This window comes from Photobacterium sp. TLY01, from assembly GCF_021432065.1.
Lineage (GTDB): Bacteria > Pseudomonadota > Gammaproteobacteria > Enterobacterales > Vibrionaceae > Photobacterium > Photobacterium halotolerans_A.
In genome coordinates, this window is sequence record NZ_CP090364.1 from 3,307,691 (window position 1) to 3,325,114 (window position 17,424).

16 protein-coding genes are annotated in these 17,424 nt (G+C 55.5%); 11 read left to right on the plus strand and 5 right to left on the minus strand.

The features are described from left to right. Nucleotides 1-21 precede the first annotated feature (21 nt). From rsmB to LN341_RS15380, 3 genes are all read left to right on the plus strand, one after another. Entirely contained in the window at nucleotides 22-1,320 is a 1,299-nt protein-coding gene (rsmB, locus tag LN341_RS15370) for a 16S rRNA (cytosine(967)-C(5))-methyltransferase RsmB (RefSeq protein ID WP_234203750.1), read from the plus strand. A gap of 146 nt (nucleotides 1,321-1,466) precedes the next feature. Next, entirely contained in the window at nucleotides 1,467-2,843 is a 1,377-nt protein-coding gene (trkA, locus tag LN341_RS15375; RefSeq protein WP_027251711.1) for a Trk system potassium transporter TrkA, read from the plus strand. 6 nt (nucleotides 2,844-2,849) lie between these two features. Further along, entirely contained in the window at nucleotides 2,850-4,295 is a 1,446-nt protein-coding gene (locus LN341_RS15380; protein WP_234203751.1) for a TrkH family potassium uptake protein, read from the plus strand. 19 nt (nucleotides 4,296-4,314) lie between these two features. Here LN341_RS15380 and LN341_RS15385 read toward each other — a convergent pair whose 3' ends face one another. Beyond that, a complete protein-coding gene (locus LN341_RS15385) occupies nucleotides 4,315-4,983 on the minus strand; it encodes a hemolysin III family protein (protein ID WP_046222114.1) in 669 nt (222 codons plus the stop codon). A 120-nt stretch (nucleotides 4,984-5,103) separates the two neighbouring features. Then, entirely contained in the window at nucleotides 5,104-5,898 is a 795-nt protein-coding gene (locus tag LN341_RS15390) for a sporulation protein (RefSeq protein ID WP_234205074.1), read from the minus strand. Nucleotides 5,899-6,059: 161 nt separating this feature from the next. Here LN341_RS15390 and LN341_RS15395 point away from each other — a divergent pair, with 161 nt between their 5' ends. The 4 genes from LN341_RS15395 (at nucleotide 6,060) to LN341_RS15410 (ending at nucleotide 9,695) form a co-directional block, all read left to right on the plus strand. Continuing rightward, nucleotides 6,060-6,326 carry a YihD family protein gene (locus LN341_RS15395; RefSeq protein WP_046222112.1) on the plus strand — a complete coding sequence of 89 codons (267 nt, stop codon included), beginning with the start codon at nucleotides 6,060-6,062 and terminating at the stop codon, nucleotides 6,324-6,326. A 178-nt stretch (nucleotides 6,327-6,504) separates the two neighbouring features. Further along, entirely contained in the window at nucleotides 6,505-7,935 is a 1,431-nt protein-coding gene (gene ccoG, locus LN341_RS15400; RefSeq protein WP_234203752.1) for a cytochrome c oxidase accessory protein CcoG, read from the plus strand. 95 nt (nucleotides 7,936-8,030) lie between these two features. Then, the gene (locus LN341_RS15405; protein WP_234203753.1) at nucleotides 8,031-9,020 is read left to right on the plus strand and encodes a serine/threonine protein kinase; all 990 of its coding nucleotides are present in this window, start codon (nucleotides 8,031-8,033) and stop codon (nucleotides 9,018-9,020) included. A 72-nt stretch (nucleotides 9,021-9,092) separates the two neighbouring features. Then, nucleotides 9,093-9,695: a thiol:disulfide interchange protein DsbA/DsbL gene (locus LN341_RS15410; RefSeq protein WP_046222109.1), complete on the plus strand. Its 603-nt coding sequence runs from the start codon at nucleotides 9,093-9,095 to the stop codon at nucleotides 9,693-9,695. A 73-nt stretch (nucleotides 9,696-9,768) separates the two neighbouring features. On the opposite strand, the gene LN341_RS15415 is transcribed toward LN341_RS15410, so the two are convergent. The 3 genes from LN341_RS15415 to LN341_RS15425 all read right to left on the minus strand — a co-directional run bounded on the left by LN341_RS15415 (nucleotide 9,769) and on the right by LN341_RS15425 (nucleotide 12,233). Continuing rightward, the gene (locus LN341_RS15415; RefSeq protein WP_234203754.1) at nucleotides 9,769-10,080 is read right to left on the minus strand and encodes a hypothetical protein; all 312 of its coding nucleotides are present in this window, start codon (nucleotides 10,078-10,080) and stop codon (nucleotides 9,769-9,771) included. Nucleotides 10,081-10,123: 43 nt separating this feature from the next. Further along, complete coding sequence (locus LN341_RS15420) at nucleotides 10,124-10,621, minus strand: DUF2059 domain-containing protein (protein WP_234203755.1); 498 nt, start codon at nucleotides 10,619-10,621, stop codon at nucleotides 10,124-10,126. Nucleotides 10,622-10,706: 85 nt separating this feature from the next. Continuing rightward, on the minus strand, nucleotides 10,707-12,233 hold the full coding sequence (locus tag LN341_RS15425) for a YifB family Mg chelatase-like AAA ATPase (RefSeq protein WP_234203756.1): 1,527 nt from the start codon (nucleotides 12,231-12,233) through the stop codon (nucleotides 10,707-10,709). Nucleotides 12,234-12,647: 414 nt separating this feature from the next. Between LN341_RS15425 and ilvG the strand changes: the two genes are divergently transcribed. The 4 genes from ilvG to ilvD all read left to right on the plus strand — a co-directional run bounded on the left by ilvG (nucleotide 12,648) and on the right by ilvD (nucleotide 17,422). Then, nucleotides 12,648-14,297, plus strand: coding sequence for an acetolactate synthase 2 catalytic subunit (gene ilvG, locus LN341_RS15430; RefSeq protein ID WP_234205076.1), 1,650 nt, complete (start codon nucleotides 12,648-12,650; stop codon nucleotides 14,295-14,297). Beyond that, nucleotides 14,294-14,554, plus strand: a complete 261-nt coding sequence (gene ilvM / locus LN341_RS15435) for an acetolactate synthase 2 small subunit (RefSeq protein ID WP_027251721.1) — start codon at nucleotides 14,294-14,296, stop codon at nucleotides 14,552-14,554. The genes ilvG and ilvM overlap by 4 nt, the downstream gene beginning before the upstream one ends. Nucleotides 14,555-14,569: 15 nt before the next feature. Further along, nucleotides 14,570-15,502 carry a branched-chain amino acid transaminase gene (locus LN341_RS15440; protein WP_046222106.1) on the plus strand — a complete coding sequence of 311 codons (933 nt, stop codon included), beginning with the start codon at nucleotides 14,570-14,572 and terminating at the stop codon, nucleotides 15,500-15,502. A 78-nt stretch (nucleotides 15,503-15,580) separates the two neighbouring features. Beyond that, nucleotides 15,581-17,422, plus strand: a complete 1,842-nt coding sequence (ilvD, locus tag LN341_RS15445) for a dihydroxy-acid dehydratase (protein ID WP_234203757.1) — start codon at nucleotides 15,581-15,583, stop codon at nucleotides 17,420-17,422. Nucleotides 17,423-17,424 lie beyond the last annotated feature (2 nt).

Below are 17,424 nucleotides of genomic sequence, written 5' to 3' on the forward strand. Positions count from 1 at the left end.
CATCGAGTCAGGAATGCAATCATGAATGTAAGAGCTGCTGCGGCCGAGGTGATCTATCAAGTGGTGGATCAAGGCCAATCGCTGGCGACTGCTCTGCCAGCGGCGCAACAGGGGATCAAACCCCGTGACCACGCCCTGCTGCAGGAAATCTGCTACGGCGTACTGCGCTGGCTGCCGCGCCTGGAATCCATCACGCAATCCCTGATGGATAAACCGCTGAAAGGCAAACAACGCGTGTTTCATCATTTGATTCTGGTCGGTCTGTATCAACTCGGGTACATGCGTATCCCGGCGCATGCCGCTGTGGCCGAGACAGTCGATGCAACCAAGACACTGAAAAAGCCCCAGCTGCGTGGCCTGATCAACGCGATTTTACGTAACTATCAGCGTCAGCAAGAAGAGCTGGATCAACAGGCGATGAGCCATGATGCCGGTAAATACGGCCATCCCGGCTGGTTACTCAAGCTGCTGCGCGAGCACTACCCGACGCAACTGGACGCCGTGACCACAGCCAACAACACCAAGGCGCCGATGTGGCTGCGGGTGAACCGCCGTCACCACAGCCGGGAGCAGTACCTGACCCTGCTGGACGACACGGAGATCAAGGCGACTGTCCATCCGCAGGCCGGCGATGCGCTGAAACTGGAACGCGCCTGCGATGTTCAGCAACTGCCGGGTTTTGCCGAAGGCTGGGTATCGGTACAAGATGCCGCGGCACAACTGGCGGTCGATTACCTCAAACCGCAGGCCGGTGAGCTGATCCTGGATTGCTGCGCCGCACCGGGCGGCAAAACCGCCCATATTCTGGAGCGCGAGCCGAGCGCCAGTGTCGTCGCGATCGACTGTGATGAACAGCGCCTGCTGAGGGTCAAAGACAATCTGCAGCGGCTGAAACTGGACGCAGAAGTCTTGTGCGCCGATGCCCGTTATCCGCAGCAATGGTGGCAAGGCAGTGCCTTTGACCGGATTTTGCTCGATGCTCCCTGTTCAGCAACCGGGGTGATCCGCCGCCATCCGGATATCAAATGGCTGCGCCGCGCCGACGATATTGCGGCACTGGCGACCCTGCAGGCAGAAATTCTGGATGCCATGTGGCAACAGTTGAAACAGGGCGGCACTTTGGTGTACGCGACCTGCTCCATCCTGCCGCAGGAAAACCGCGAGCAAGTGAAGGCCTTTTTGTCGCGCACGCCGGACGCTGTGCTGACCGAAGGGGCGGACAACGGCACCGCGGACGCACCTGGGCGGCAAATTCTGCCGGGTGAAGAAGACATGGACGGCTTTTATTACGCGGTACTGGAGAAACGCCTGACGGCTTGATCCCGTGGCGAGAGAAGTATCCGTTCATCGCACAAAGCCAAGTTAAGTCTTTGTGCAAACGGGTTGAAATTGCTGCTTCTCTCGCCAACTCAGTGTACCCTAACGACAAACAGCAAGGATCTGAGAACACTCATCAGGCATCAGCTATGAAAATTATCATTCTTGGCGCAGGCCAGGTCGGCGGTACGCTGGCAGAAAACCTGGTTGGCGAGAACAATGACATCACGATTGTCGACTCCAACCCTGAACGCTTACGCGAACTGCAGGACAAATACGATTTGCGGGTAGTGCAGGGGTATGCCAGCCATCCCCGTACCCTCAGGGATGCCGGCGCGCAGGACGCAGACATGCTGGTCGCCGTCACCAATTCTGACGAAACCAACATGATAGCCTGTCAGATCGCCTTTTCTCTGTTCAACACCCCAAACCGGGTGGCCCGTATCCGCTCCCCGGAATACCTTAAAGAAAAACATCAGCTGTTCCATACCGACGCAGTGCCGGTCGATCACCTGATTGCGCCGGAAGAGCTGGTCACTGGCTATATCGAACGCCTGATCGCCTACCCGGGAGCGCTGCAGGTAGTGGGCTTTGCCGACAACAAAGTCGGGCTGGTGGCGGTCAAAGCCTATTACGGCGGCCCACTGGTCGGCAATGCACTGTCCGCACTGCGTGAACACATGCCACACGTCGATACCCGGGTTGCCGCGATTTTCCGCCAGGGGCGGCCGATCCGTCCGCAGGGAACCACCATAATCGAAGCCGATGACGAAGTGTTTTTCGTCGCCGCCAGCAACCATATCCGCTCCGTGATGAGTGAACTGCAGCGACTGGAAAAACCCTACAAACGCCTGATGATCGTCGGGGGGGGCAATATCGGGGCCGGTCTGGCCAAACGGCTGGAAAACAGCTACAGCGTCAAGCTGATTGAGCACAACCCGCAGCGGGCGGAAAGCTTATCGGAAATGCTGACCAACACCATCGTCTTCTGTGGTGATGCCTCGGATCAGGAGCTGCTGAGCGAAGAGCATATCGAGCAGATCGATGTCTTCATCGCCGTCACCAACGATGACGAAGCCAATATCATGTCGGCCATGCTGGCCAAGCGCATGGGCGCCAAAAAAGTCATGGTGCTGATCCAGCGCGGCGCTTACGTCGATCTGGTGCAGGGCGGCACCATCGATATTGCGATTTCGCCGCAACAGGCCACGATTTCTGCCTTGCTGACCCATGTGCGCAAAGCCGATATCGTCAACGTGTCCTCGCTGCGGCGCGGCGCGGCAGAAGCGATTGAAGCCATCGCGCACGGCGATGCCAGCACCTCGAAAGTGGTTGGCAAAGCCATCGGGGATATCAAACTGCCGCCGGGCACCACCATTGGCGCCATCGTGCGCGGCGAAGAAGTGCTGATTGCCCACGACCGTACCGTGATTGAACAGGACGACCACGTGGTCATGTTCCTGGTCGACAAAAAGTACATCCCGGATGTAGAACGTCTGTTCCAGCCCAGTCCTTTCTTCCTCTGAGCAGCTATGGTGAATCTTCGTCCGATCATTTTTGTCATAGGGCTGGTCTTGTCCAAGATCGCCCTGTTCATGTACCTGCCCACCCTGCTGGCTTTTCTGACCGGGACAGGCGGCTTCATTGATTTTGCCACCGCGGTCATCATCACCCATATTGTGGCCTTTGCTTGTCTGACATTCGGAAAAGTCACAGATTTCAAGCTCGGGGTCAGGGACATGTTCCTGCTGACCACCCTGGTCTGGACGGTGGCCAGTGCGTTTGCCGCACTGCCCTTTATGCTGATCAACCACATCAGCTTTACCGATGCCTATTTCGAAACCATGTCGGGCATCACCACCACAGGATCAACGGTACTGAGCGGGCTCGATGACATGGCCCCCAGCATCCTCTTGTGGCGCTCAACCCTGCAATGGCTGGGCGGGATCGGCTTTATCGTGATGGGGGTCGCCATTTTGCCGATGCTGAATGTCGGCGGGATGCGCCTGTTCCAGACCGAATCCTCGGACTGGTCGGAAAAAAGCTCGCCGCGCACCAAAAACGTAGCCACCAATATTGTGATTGTTTATCTCAGCCTGACGGCGATGTGCATTCTCGGTTTCATGGCAGCAGGCATGAACACCTTCGATGCGGTCAATCATGCGTTCACCACCTTATCCACCGGGGGCTATTCCACCTCAGACGGCTCGATGAACCATTTCTCGCCAGCCGCGCACTGGGTAGCCATAGTGTTTATGTTTGCCGGCGGACTGCCGTTCTTGCTCTTTGTACAGATGCTACGCAAAAGGCAGCCAGCGTCATTACTGCGGGATGCGCAGGTCCGGGGATATACAGTCACGATACTGATCGTCAGCCTGATGGTGGCCCTCTGGCTGTGCTGGCAGGATGGCTATGACTTCAGTCATGCCATTCGGGTCGCCATGTTCAATATCGTTTCCGTGGTCACCACGACAGGGTTCGGACTGGAAGATTTTACCGCCTGGGGCGCGTTTCCGACCGTGGTATTTGCCTTCATGATGCTGGTCGGAGGCTGCTCAGGATCGACCGCCGGCGGCTTCAAAGTCTTCCGTTTTCAGGTTGCCATCGCCTTACTGCGCAAACAGCTGATGCAACTGATTCATCCGTCCGGGGTGTTTATTCAGCGGTATAACCAACGGCCGGTGACAGATGCGATTGTCCGCTCTGTGGTGGCCTTCGCCCTGACCTTCATCATGACCATCATCATTATTGCCGCTTTACTGGCAATGCTGGGACTCGACCCCATCACCAGCATCAGCGGCTCAGTGACCGCCGTGGCCAATGTGGGGCCGGGCATGGGCACGATTATTGGCCCGACAGGTAATTTCGCCGCCCTGCCGGATGCCGCCAAATGGATTCTCAGCCTTGGCATGCTGATGGGCCGGTTAGAGATCCTGACCGTACTGGTACTGGCATTTCCGGCTTTTTGGAAAAACTGATCGGAAGCACATAGCCGGGTTAACCCGGCAGCCCGGCCGTTGGTGTCACGTACCAGTAAATCGCCAGAAAATGGCACACCGTGCCGCCCAGCACAAACAGGTGCCAGATGGCGTGATTGTAGGGGATTCGGTGATTGACGTAGAACAGCACGCCAAGGGAATACACCACACCGCCCACAGCCAGCCAGATCAGCCCGGCCGTCGACATCGCCATCGCCAGCGGATACACGGCCACCAGCGACAACCATCCCATCGCCAGATAGATCATCAGAGACAAGCGCTTGAAGTGGTAGATAAACACCACTTTGAACATGATGCCCAGCAAGGCGACCGTCCAGATCACAGCCATCAACGTCAGTGCCAGCGGTGTCCGTAGGGTAATCAGCAAGAATGGGGTATACGTCCCGGCGATCAGCAGATAGATCGCGCAGTGATCCAAGGTTTTCAAAACGCGCTTAGCCCGCTCAAACGGAATGGCGTGATACAGGGTAGACGCAAGATACAATAAAATGATGCTGGCGCCATAAATGCTCAGACTGGCCACACTGAGCGCATCGGCATTCACCTCCACTGCCCGCATCAAGAGCATCACCAACGCGACGATGCCGAAAATCATCCCGGCGCCGTGGCTGAGGCTGTTGGCGGTTTCCTCGGCTGCCGTGTAAGTGGTTTTTTGTGGTTCGACCATGAAAGCTATCCGTTGTCTTCTGTACTTTCCAGCAGTATGGCACAGTTTAGCTTACACGTGTAAGCTGAATTTTATGACGCTCAGATGACGAGATTGTTTGCTTCATTCATGAGTGATCGCTCAGAGATCATCGACCTGCTCCAGATACCTCAGTACCCGTTCCCCGGCTTCTGACGGAGACAAATTCAGCGGCACACTGAGCTGGCGTTTGAGCTCGCTGCTGCCAAGCAGACCAGACAATAATCCGCCCACCCCACGCTGACGGCGATCAATCGAAAACCACAACCTGAGACAATCGTCATCACGCTGAGTGATCAGCTCCAGTTCACGCCAACGGCCATGAAAGGGGCCAGACACAGGCACAAACTCAAACACCTGCACAAAGGGCAGCTCAAAACCACGCACTGCTTCACACTCCACCTGCAATATACGCAGTCCGGCATGCTCGAGGGCGGTAAACACGCCATCCAGCAACCGATCCGGCCGCACGGTCAGAGCGTCTTTATCTTTGGGATCCAAGGCCGAGGGCACATCCAGGTGCGTTTCCAGCCACACGCCCGAGTAGCCGATAGTGATCGGGGTGTTGAGCGGTAATTCGAACTGACAGTCAAACTGACGCTCTTCTCCGGCCCCCAGCGTAAAAGCCTGCGGCAATTGCCACTGGGCCAGAGTGTGCGTCCGGGTGACTTTTTCCATCCGCCGCTCGCTGTCACCCCGGCTGACCGCCTGCTCGTCCTCAAAGCTGCAGCACAGATACACATGCACATTATCCACCGCCTGTGCGACTTTTCCGCCTTTGACCTCAATCCGAACAGGCAGAGCCTGACCCGGGATCAGCACTTCAGTTTCCAGCACTGTCTCGACTCTGGCGCCCCCCAGGCCTAAGCTGGCTAATGTTCTGTGAAAAAGCGACATCATGGCTCCTTGTCCGTCGTCATCCATTGTGAGTATGAAACCAGTTTATATAGCCAACTTGGGTTCAGCAAGGGATGGACGAAAACCAACCGGGTTTGGGTTCTGCCATCAGCGTCTGGTATAATCCACACGAAAAGTAAGCTTAACAAAGGAACCTGACCATGGCTGAGCACCGTATCACTGAACTGCTGACACTGCTCCGGCCATACTGGCAGCAGTATCCGGACTTAAACCTGAGCAGCGTTCTGGCACAGCTGGCCAGTGAGGCCGGCTTTCAGGGGTCGCTGGCTGAAGTGAGCGATGATATGCTGATTTACCAGCTGAAAATGCGACAGGAAAAGCCAGAGGCCATGATTCCGGGCCTGGCGAAAGACTGTGAGCCCGACTTCAAAACCGCCCTGCTCAAAGCCCGAGGGATCATCAAATAACCCCCAAAAACCTTAAGCGCATTTTTTGAGCGAGGTAGAATATTCAACCAGTTAGATACGATATAATCCGAGCTTATTACTATCAGGAGCAATCGCACCTGAATTTATGATTGCCCAGGCGATGCACCCGGGCACACCTGCCAGCGTAGAGACTGGCTAGCCCAAGGAATGCAATGCCATGAGCCAAGAGAGAATCAAAATCAAGGATGTCACTCCCAAAGAGTACAATCCGAAGACCCACAAAGGCGGCGACGACCGCTTCAACCCGAGCAACCGGATTTATGTGCGGGCCATGAAAGGGGTTTATCAGCAACTGCGCCAGCGGATGGGGTGGTTGATGATGGGCCTGTTCCTGATACTGCCGTGGATCACCTACAACGGCAGGCAGGCGATTTTGCTTGATATCGGCCGCCAGCAGTTCAACATTTTCGGCACCACCTTCTGGCCTCAGGATCTGATGTTACTGGCCAGCCTGCTGATGGTCGCGGCCTTTGCGCTGTTTTTTGTCACCACTTTTCTCGGCCGGGTCTGGTGCGGTTACATGTGCCCGCAAACAGTCTGGACCTTCATCTACATCTGGTTCGAGGAAAAGCTGGAAGGGCCGGCCAACAAGCGCCGTACTCAGGACAGCAAGGCACTGACCTCCGAACTGATTGTGCGCAAAACCCTCAAGCACATTGCCTGGCTGCTGGTCGCCCTGATCAGCGGTCTGACCTTCGTCGGCTATTTTCTGCCAATCCGTGAATTAGTTCCCGGTTTCTTCACCTTCAGTGCCAGCTTTCTGGCCGTGTTCTGGGTGCTGTTCTTCACCTTCTGTACCTATGGTAACGCGGGCTGGATGCGCTCTATCGTCTGCATTCACATGTGTCCGTATGCCAGATTCCAGTCCGCCATGTTCGACAAGGACACCTATATCGTCGGCTATGATGCGGCCCGGGGTGAGAAGCGTGGCCCGCGCTCGCGCAAAGCCGATCATAAAGCACAGGGGCTGGGTGACTGTATCGACTGTAACCTCTGCGTGCAGGTGTGCCCGACCGGCATTGATATCCGGGACGGCCTGCAGTATGAGTGCATTAACTGCGGTGCCTGTGTGGATGCCTGTAACCAGACCATGGATAAAATGGGCTATCCGCGCGATCTGATCACTTACACCACAGAGCACAAACTGGAAGGCAAGAAAACCCATATTATGCGGCCGAAACTGATCGGCTACGGCGTTGTGATGCTGGCAATGTTCGGCCTGATGGCCTACCTGGTGGTTTCTGTACAGCCGATGGGACTGGATGTGATCCGCGACCGTAACCAGCTGTTCCGTATCAATACCGAAGGACTGGTCGAGAATACCTACACCCTGAAAATCCTCAATAAGACTCAGCAAGATGCCACTTATCAGCTGCAGGTTGAAGGTCTGGACAATGCCCAGTGGTATGGTCCGCAACAGGTGAATGTCAATGCCGGAGAGGTGTTCACCCTGCCGATCAGCCTGGGCGTAGACCCTTATGAACTGGAACGGCCGATTGTCGACATCCGGTTTATCATGGAGCAGCAGGGCAGCGAGGAAACGCGTCGTCTGGTCACCGACAGCCGCTTTATCGGCGAGTTACGCTAAGCCTCTCACGCCAATCCGTAAATAAAGGGCCGGTTACGGCCCTTTTTCATTATGCTGTATACTGATGCGACATTTATAACCATGGCTGTAACACTATGACAGCACTTGATGATTTCAGCTTTGCTGATCTGACACCGGACTTACTGCTCAATGCACTGGAGAGCACGGGCATTTATGCCTCATCGGGACTCTTGCCCCTCAACAGTTATGAAAACCGGGTCTACCAGTTCAGCAGTGATGACGGCCGCCGCTACGTCGCCAAATTCTACCGTCCGCAGCGCTGGAGTGATGCCCAGATCCAGGAAGAGCATGACTTCGCCGCCGAACTGGCGGCGCAGGAAATTCCGCTGGCGGCGCCGCTGGCAATCAACGGCCAAACCCTGCACCACTATAAACACCACCGTTTCGCGCTGTTCCCCAGCGTCGGCGGCCGCCAGTTTGAAGTCGATAATGTGGATCAGCTTGAGCAGGTCGGACGCTTTCTGGGCCGTATCCACAAAGTCGGCCAGCGCACCCTGTTCAGCCACAGGCCGACCATAGGTCTGGAAGAATACCTGGTTCAGCCCCGAGCCGTTCTGGAGCAGTCCGGGTTTATCCCTGCGCACCTGGAATCGGCCTTTTTCGGCGATTTGGACCGCCTGATCGCTGCCCTCAGCGAGCGCTGGCACAGCGACTGGCAATCGCAGCGTATTCACGGCGACTGCCATCCGGGCAACATACTGTGGCGCGACGGCCCGTTGTTTGTCGATTTGGACGATGCGCGAAACGGCCCGGCGGTGCAGGATTTATGGATGCTGCTCAACGGCAGCCGTCAGGATCAGCTGATGCAGCTGGACACCCTGCTGGAAGCGTATGGCGAATTTGCCGATTTTGATCCCCGTGAATTGCAACTTATTGAACCATTACGCGGTCTTAGATTGGTGCATTACATGGCATGGCTAGCAAAACGCTGGCAGGATCCGGCTTTCCCGCGTGCATTCCCCTGGTTTGCTGATGCAAAATACTGGGAAGGTCAGGTACTCGCTATCAAAGAACAACTGGCAGCCCTTGAAGAGCCGCCACTGCAGCTGATGCCACAATGGTAATCAGACTGACTTGAATCCGAACAGCCGTACCTGTAGAAGGTATTGTATTGATTTTTCAGGGAGAACCCTTACATGTTGAAAACACTTTTTGCGCTGGCAACAGCGGCGCTGCTATCTTTTTCCGCCCATGCCGCCAAATTTAGCGAAGGCGATTACTATCAGGTGCTGGAACTGCCGAAATCATCTACGCCGGTTGTGAACGAGTTTTTCTCGTTTTACTGCCCGCACTGCTACAACTTTGAACCGCTGATCCAGCAGCTGAAAACCAAAATCCCGGATAACGCCAAGTTCCAGAAAAGCCATGTCTCCTTCATGGGCGGCAACATGGGCACCTCAATGAGCAAGGCTTATGCGACTTCAGTCACCCTGGGGATTGAAGATAAAATGATCCCGGCACTGTTCAGCCAGATCCATCAGGCGAACAAACCGCCGCGCAACGATGAAGAGCTGCGCCAGATCTTTCTCGATAACGGCGTGAAAGCCGAAGACTTCGACGGCGCCTTCAACAGCTTCGCCGTCAACTCTATGGTCAATCGCTTCAACAAAGGTTTCCGCGACAGCGGCCTGACCGGTGTCCCAGCCGTGGTGGTCAACAACAAATACCTGGTGAAAACCGACAAAGTAAAATCCGCCGATGAATACTTCGAGCTGATCAACTTCCTGCTCAAGCAGTAAGTTTACTTTCTTTGTGAAAAAGGGCCAAAAGGCCCTTTTTTGTATCTTGATGATGCATCCAGATAAACAACCACTAGATCCTGAGCTGTTTGCAGAGCAAGTCACAGGTTCTTAGCGAGTAATAAATGAAAAATACAAACACAACGCAAACGACAGAAATAAAACCTATATTTAGCCATTTACTTTCCATTTCCGGAGCAGGTTGATTGACATCTATCCCAAAATAAATCGGGACAGTATTAATAAACAACATGAGCAAAGCCATATCGAATAATGCTGCAACACCAACCACCACTGAACGCAGAAAACGATGGAATTTAGTACGACCTTCAGCGATGGAAAATGGATAATCTTTCAGTTTCGATTTCTTCTCTCTATATATCATCCCCGCCAATATCCTTATAACCTCAGTGATTTTTATCACAGCATTAACGGTTACTGTCTCTCATTCTTTGTAATTCTTCTTTAAACTCGACCATAAGGCTATTAACTAGTGGTTGCGCTCGTTGCATTTCAGACATCAAAACAGGTTGCATTTTCTGTTGTAATCGAGGTATTTCATAAACAACTTTTTGACCTGCTGGCGTCAAATAAAAGGCAACAATTGTATCCAGCTCATCTTTAGTAAATACACCTTTATATAATTCAATTATTTCATCTTTTATTCTTTTAGAATGATAGATATCAGTCAGTAGTTTTTTATGCATATAACTATAACTCACCGCTAATGAAGCTTCATCACCATTCTCGGCATCAATAAACTGTCCATATTGACTTAGCATCGCTGGTCGAAGATTTTCAGCCGTCACATCAAATGACTCTTCAATCTTCAACACATCAAACAACTTTTCAGCTGATTCTGCATGAGCATCCGCTGATACTGAAAAAGGAAAAAAAAGAACAGCCCATACAAACAAGTACTTCATCAAACCAAAAACCATATGAAATCAAAACCATATAATTTAACCATAATTAGCCTGTTTTACACAGCGTTTATTCTCTCTCAGATAATCACACCACCTGGCTGGTGATCTGCTTCAGCAGGCGATCCATGGCACGGTAGCCTAAGGCTTCGGCCAGATGGGCTCGTTCAATGTCAGGTTTGCCGGCCAGATCGGCGATGGTGCGGGCGACTTTGATGATCCGGTGATAAGCGCGGATTGACAGGCCGAGCTGGTGCAGGGCGGTTTCGAGGAACTCGGCGTCGGCTTTGGTCAGCGCGCAGTGCTGGTCCAGTTCGCGGGTACCGAGCAGGGCATTGATCTTGCCGCCGCGGCTGTGCATCCGGTCTCGTGCTTCCTGCACCCGTGCTTTGATCACCCCGGTGGTTTCCCCTCTGTCGCCACCCTGAGCCAGGGTGCCACGGGGCAGGGCAGGGATCTCAATCGACATATCAAACCTGTCCAGCAAAGGGCCGGACAAGCGCCCCAGATAGCGCAGGATCGCCTGCGGATTGGTGCGGGTCTGGCTGCCTTCGTAGTAACCGGTCGGGCTGGGATTGAGCGCGCCAATAAGCTGAAACCGCGCCGGAAAGGTGGTTTTGCTGGTGGCACGGGAAATCACGATCTCGCCAGATTCCAGCGGTTCCCGTAAAGAATCCAGCACTTTGCGTTCAAATTCCGGCATTTCATCTAAAAACAGAATGCCGTTATGGGCCAGTGAAATTTCACCGGGGCGGGGGATGGAGCCGCCGCCCACCAGCGCCGCCATCGAGCTGGAATGGTGCGGGGCGCGAAACGGACGGTTGCGCCAATTGCCGGCATGGAGTGACTGCGCGGTCAGGGAGGTAATGGCAGCGGTTTCCAATGCCTCCTCGACATCCATCTCAGGCAGTAAATCGCACAACCGCGAGGCCAGCATAGTCTTGCCGGTGCCGGGCGGACCGACGAACAATAAGTTGTGACCGCCTGCTGCGGCGATCTCCAGTGCCCTTTTGCCCTGCTGCTGGCCTATGATGTCCTGCATATCGCGGCCGTTGGCCGTCGGCACCGCCTGACCGGGTGCGCGACAATGCAGCGACAGCGCTTCCTGACCACACAGATAGGCACACACCGCCAGTAAACTGGCTGCAGATTTGTGTATGTCTCTGCCGACCAGCGCTGCCTGATCGCCATTGGCATCGGGCAGCACCAGGCAGCGGTTCTGCTGCTTAGCAGCCAACGCCGCTGGCAGGGCACCCTTGACGGAACGTAACTCGCCAGACAGGGCCAGTTCGCCCAAAAATTCATGATCGTGCAGCTTCGTGTCGGGGATCTGGCCCGATGCGGCCAAAATACCCAGCGCAATGGGCAAATCAAAACGCCCGCCTTCTTTGGGCAGATCGGCCGGAGCCAGATTGACCGTGATCCGCCGCGACGGAAATTCGAAATTGGCATTCACGATCGCGCTTCTGACTCGGTCTCTGGCCTCCTTCACTGTGGTCTCAGGCAACCCCACCAGATTAACCGCCGGCAGACCATTACTGAGGTGAACCTCGATGGTAACCGCCGGCGCATCCACCCCGACACAAGCCCTGCTGTGCACTATCGCCAGCGTCATTTTCAACCTCTCAATAAATTAATTAACTGCCATATCACTGGATAAATACGTTTTATCAGCACAATGTACGCAAGATATCCAAGGCGGATTGAAAATAACCACAACAAATTTCTTGTCATGCGACGAATGTCTGTGTTAAGACTAAGGGCGAACAACACATAAACAAGAATTTTGGACAGACAAGCCAATGCTATTCAACGTTAACCTACTGGTCCTCATTATGAACGTCATCGTGGTGATTATTTCACCGCGACGGGGGCTGGCAGGCGTAAAATAGCACAAACGCAAACACACGCAGAAAAAGCCCCCGCACCGACAAGGTCCGGGGGCTTTTTCATACCTGATGTCAGAAAGACTGCACTATTCCAATAAACCGCAGCACTGGCAGAGGTCATCAAGAAACAGGGAGCCATGATGACAGGCGCAGAGTTAGTAGTAGAAGCCTTGAAACAACAGGGGGTGAGCACAGTCTTCGGATATCCGGGCGGTGCCATCATGCCAATTTATGATGCTTTGTACGACGGCGGTGTCAGGCACGTGCTGTGCCGCCACGAACAAGGTGCCGCCATCGCCGCTATCGGATATGCCAGAGCCAGCAAAGGCATCGGTGTTTGCCTGGCCACCTCAGGTCCGGGTGCCACCAACCTGATCACCGGGCTGGCCGACGCCATGCTGGATTCCATCCCGCTCGTGGCTATCACAGGTCAGGTCGCCAGCCCGATGATAGGCACTGACGCGTTCCAGGAAGTCGATGTACTGGGGATGTCACTGTCGTGTACCAAGCACAGTTTTCTGGTGACAGATCCGGCAGATTTACCCGCGGTCCTGAGCGAGGCCTTCGAAGTGGCGCAGAGCGGACGACCGGGCCCTGTGCTGGTGGATATCGCCAAAGATGTACAAATCGCCGCCATCGAACACCCGCTTGCCCCACTGCACGAATTACCAGCATTACCCGAGACCGATCCTGCACAATTTGCCCTGGCCCAGCAGCTTATTGCCGACAGCCAGCGTCCTATTCTTTATGTCGGTGGCGGGGTACAGCTGGCAGATGCCGTCGCCAGCGTACGCGAGTTTCTCGACATCACGCACATGCCGGCAGTCTCGACCCTGAAAGGGCTGGGCTGTGTTGAGAAAAACTACCCCTACCACCTGGGTATGCTGGGGATGCACGGCACCAAAGCGGCCAACCTGGCAGTCCAGGAAGCCGATTTGCTGATTGCGGTCGGCGCCCGTTTCGATGACAGGGTGACCGGCAAACTGGATACCTTCGCGCCGCATGCCAAAGTGGTCCATCTGGATATCGATACCGCCGAGCTGGGCAAGCTGCGCCAGGCCCATGCCGCTTTGCGTTGCGATCTCAACACTGTGCTGCCGCAACTGGCCCGTCCGCTCTCTCTCGCGCCCTGGCAACAACACATCAGCAGCCTGTTGGCAGACAACGGCTGGCGCTATGATCACCCGGGTGAGCGCATTTACGCACCACTGCTGCTGAAACAACTTTCCGAAAAGATGGACGATCAGACCGTCATCAGTACCGATGTCGGCCAGCACCAGATGTGGGTGGCGCAGCACATGACCCACAGACAGCCGCAGAACCTGCTGACCTCCGCCGGGCTGGGCACCATGGGCTTTGGTCTGCCGGCCGCGATCGGCGCCAAGCTGTCGCGCCCGGATGATCAGTCGATTCTGGTGTCGGGCGACGGCTCTTTCATGATGAATGTGCAGGAGCTGGGCACCATTCGCCGTCTCGGTCTGCCGGTCAAGATTGTATTGCTGGATAACCAGCGCCTGGGCATGGTGCGCCAGTGGCAGGAGCTGTTTTTTGACGGCCGCTACAGCGAAACCAACCTGTCCGATAACCCGGATTTCGTCACCCTGGCCAGTGCCTTCGGCATTCCGGGCCAGACCATTACCCGCAAGGAAGAAGTCGGTCCTGCATTAGATACCCTACTGGCCAGCGAGACAGCCTATCTGCTGCACGTTGCCATTTCTGAAGCTGATAACGTCTGGCCGCTGGTTCCCCCCGGTGGTGCTAACCACGACATGATGGAGGAACCTGTATGACCCAGCACACCCTGACTATCCAAGCCACCAGCCGCCCGGAATTGCTGGAACGTGTTCTAAGAATCACACGCCACCGCGGATTCATGGTAAAACAGTTTTCAATGGCGCATAGTGAAGATTGTCAATCCGTCGACATTGAAGTCACGGTCGACAGCGAGCGTCCCATCAGTGCCCTCTATCACCAGCTGGACAAACTGTGGGATGTCAACGGCGTCACCATTTTAGAGCAACAACAAAAACAACAAATCAGCGCATAACGAAAGGATTACACAATGGCAAACACAGCAGATTACATTTGGTTTAACGGCGACATGGTGCCTTGGGCAGACGCGAAAGTGCACGTGCTGACGCACGCGATGCACTACGGTACCTCAGTATTCGAAGGCATTCGTTGTTACGACACACCAAATGGTCCAGTAGTCTTCCGTCACCGTGAACACATGGCCCGACTGAAAGATTCTGCCAAGATCTACCGCTTCCCGATCCCTTACACGGTTGATGAGCTGATGGAAGCCTGCCGCGAAACCCTGCGCGCCAACAAACTCAACTCTGCCTATATCCGTCCGCTCGGCTATGTGCCGAACGTGGGTCTGGGCGTCTGTCCGCCAAACGGCACCGAAATGGATCTGATCATCGCCGCATTCTCCTGGGGCGCTTACCTGGGTGAAGAAGCACTGGCCAATGGGGTCGATGCCATGGTGTCGAGCTGGAACCGCGCCGCACCAAATACCATTCCGACCGCTGCCAAAGCGGGCGGTAACTACCTGTCTTCCCTGTTAGTCGGTGGTGAAGCCCGTCGTCACGGCTATGCCGAAGGCATTGCGCTGGACGTGCGCGGCTACCTCTCTGAAGGGGCCGGTGAGAACATCTTTGTGATCCGCAACGGGGTGATTTCAACTCCACCGGCCACCAGCGCTATTCTGCCGGGCATTACCCGCGATGCCATCGTGACGCTGGCCAAAGACATGGGTTATGAAATCCGCGAAGAAAACATCGCCCGCGAGGCGCTGTATCTGGCCGATGAAGTCTTCATGACCGGCACAGCGGCGGAAATCGTCCCGGTACGCAGTGTGGATCAGATCACCGTCGGCGAAGGCAAGCGCGGCCCGATCACCGAGAAGATTCAATCGGCCTTCTTTGGCCTGTTCAATGGTCAGACTGAAGATAAGTGGGGCTGGTTGGATCCTGTCTATCCGGCAAAATAAGCCACACTTAAAAGCAAGAGAAGCAATGTCCCCGCTGGTGTCAGACGGCACCGGCGGCCAAAAAAGGAATTTCACGTTATGCCTAAGTACCGTTCAGCCACCACCACCCACGGCCGTAATATGGCGGGTGCCCGCGCCCTGTGGCGTGCCACCGGCGTCAAAGATGAAGATTTTGGCAAACCTATCATCGCCGTCGTCAACTCCTTCACCCAGTTCGTACCCGGTCATGTTCACCTGAAAGATCTGGGGCAGTTGGTTGCCGCTGAAATCGAGAAAGCCGGTGGGATTGCCAAAGAATTCAACACCATTGCCGTTGATGACGGGATTGCCATGGGCCACGGCGGGATGCTCTATTCGCTGCCGTCGCGCGAGCTGATTGCCGACTCGGTCGAATACATGGTCAATGCCCACTGTGCCGACGCCATGGTCTGTATCTCCAACTGCGACAAAATCACCCCGGGGATGCTGATGGCGTCCATGCGCCTCAATATTCCGGTGATCTTCGTCTCCGGCGGCCCGATGGAAGCCGGCAAGACCAAACTGTCAGATCAGATCCTGAAACTGGATCTGGTAGACGCCATGATCCAGGGCGCCGATCCCAAAGTCTCTGACGAGCAGAGCGAGCAGATCGAACGCTCAGCCTGCCCGACCTGCGGATCCTGCTCAGGCATGTTCACCGCCAACTCGATGAACTGTCTGACCGAAGCTCTGGGCCTGAGCCAGCCGGGCAACGGTTCGTGCCTGGCCACCCATGCCGATCGGAAAGCGCTGTTTATCACCGCCGGTCAGCGCATTGTCGGTCTGACCAAGCGTTACTACGAGCAGGACGACGACAGCGTGCTGCCGCGTAACATCGCCAGCAAGAAAGCCTTCGAAAATGCCATGGCGCTGGATATTGCCATGGGCGGGTCGACCAATACTGTGCTTCACCTGCTGGCAGCAGCGCAGGAAGGCGAGATCGATTTCACCATGGAAGACATCGACCGCATGTCACGCCGCGTGCCGCACCTGTGTAAAGTGGCGCCGTCGACGCAGAAATACCACATGGAAGATGTTCACCGCGCCGGAGGCGTATACGGCATTCTGGGTGAGCTGGACCGTGCCGGCCTGCTGCATTCAGACGTTCCGAACGTGCTGGGCATGACGCTGTCAGAAGCGCTGGCCCGTTACGACATCAAACAAACTGATTCTGAGGAAGTTGCCACCTTCTTCCGCGCCGGTCCGGCCGGTATCCGGACCACTCAGGCTTTCTCACAGGACTGCCGCTGGGACACTCTGGATGACGATCGCGAGAACGGCTGTATCCGCAACAAAGCGCACGCTTTCAGCCAGGACGGCGGTTTGGCTGTGCTGTCAGGCAACATGGCGGTCGACGGCTGTATCGTGAAAACCGCGGGCGTTGATGAAAGCTGCCTGACCTTCAAAGGCCCGGCTGTGGTGTTCGAAAGTCAGGAAACTGCGGTGGAAGGGATTTTAGGCGGCAAGGTCAAAGCCGGTGATGTGGTGGTGATCCGCTATGAAGGCCCGAAAGGTGGCCCGGGCATGCAGGAAATGCTGTATCCGACCACTTATCTCAAGTCGATGGGACTGGGCAAAGAGTGCGCCCTGATCACCGACGGCCGTTTCTCCGGCGGCACCAGCGGCCTGTCGATTGGCCACGTATCACCAGAAGCGGCCAACGGCGGCACCATCGGCCTGATTGAAGACGGCGATCTGATCACCATCGACATCCCGAATCGCAGCATCGAGCTGAATGTGGACGATGCGACGCTGGCCCAGCGCCGTGCCGCCGCCGATCAGCGCGGCTGGAAACCGCTCGACCGTCAGCGCAGCGTCTCCTTTGCCCTGCGTGCCTACGCCAACCTGGCGACCAGCGCCGATAAAGGCGCAGTCCGCGACAAATCCAAACTGGAAGGGTAAGT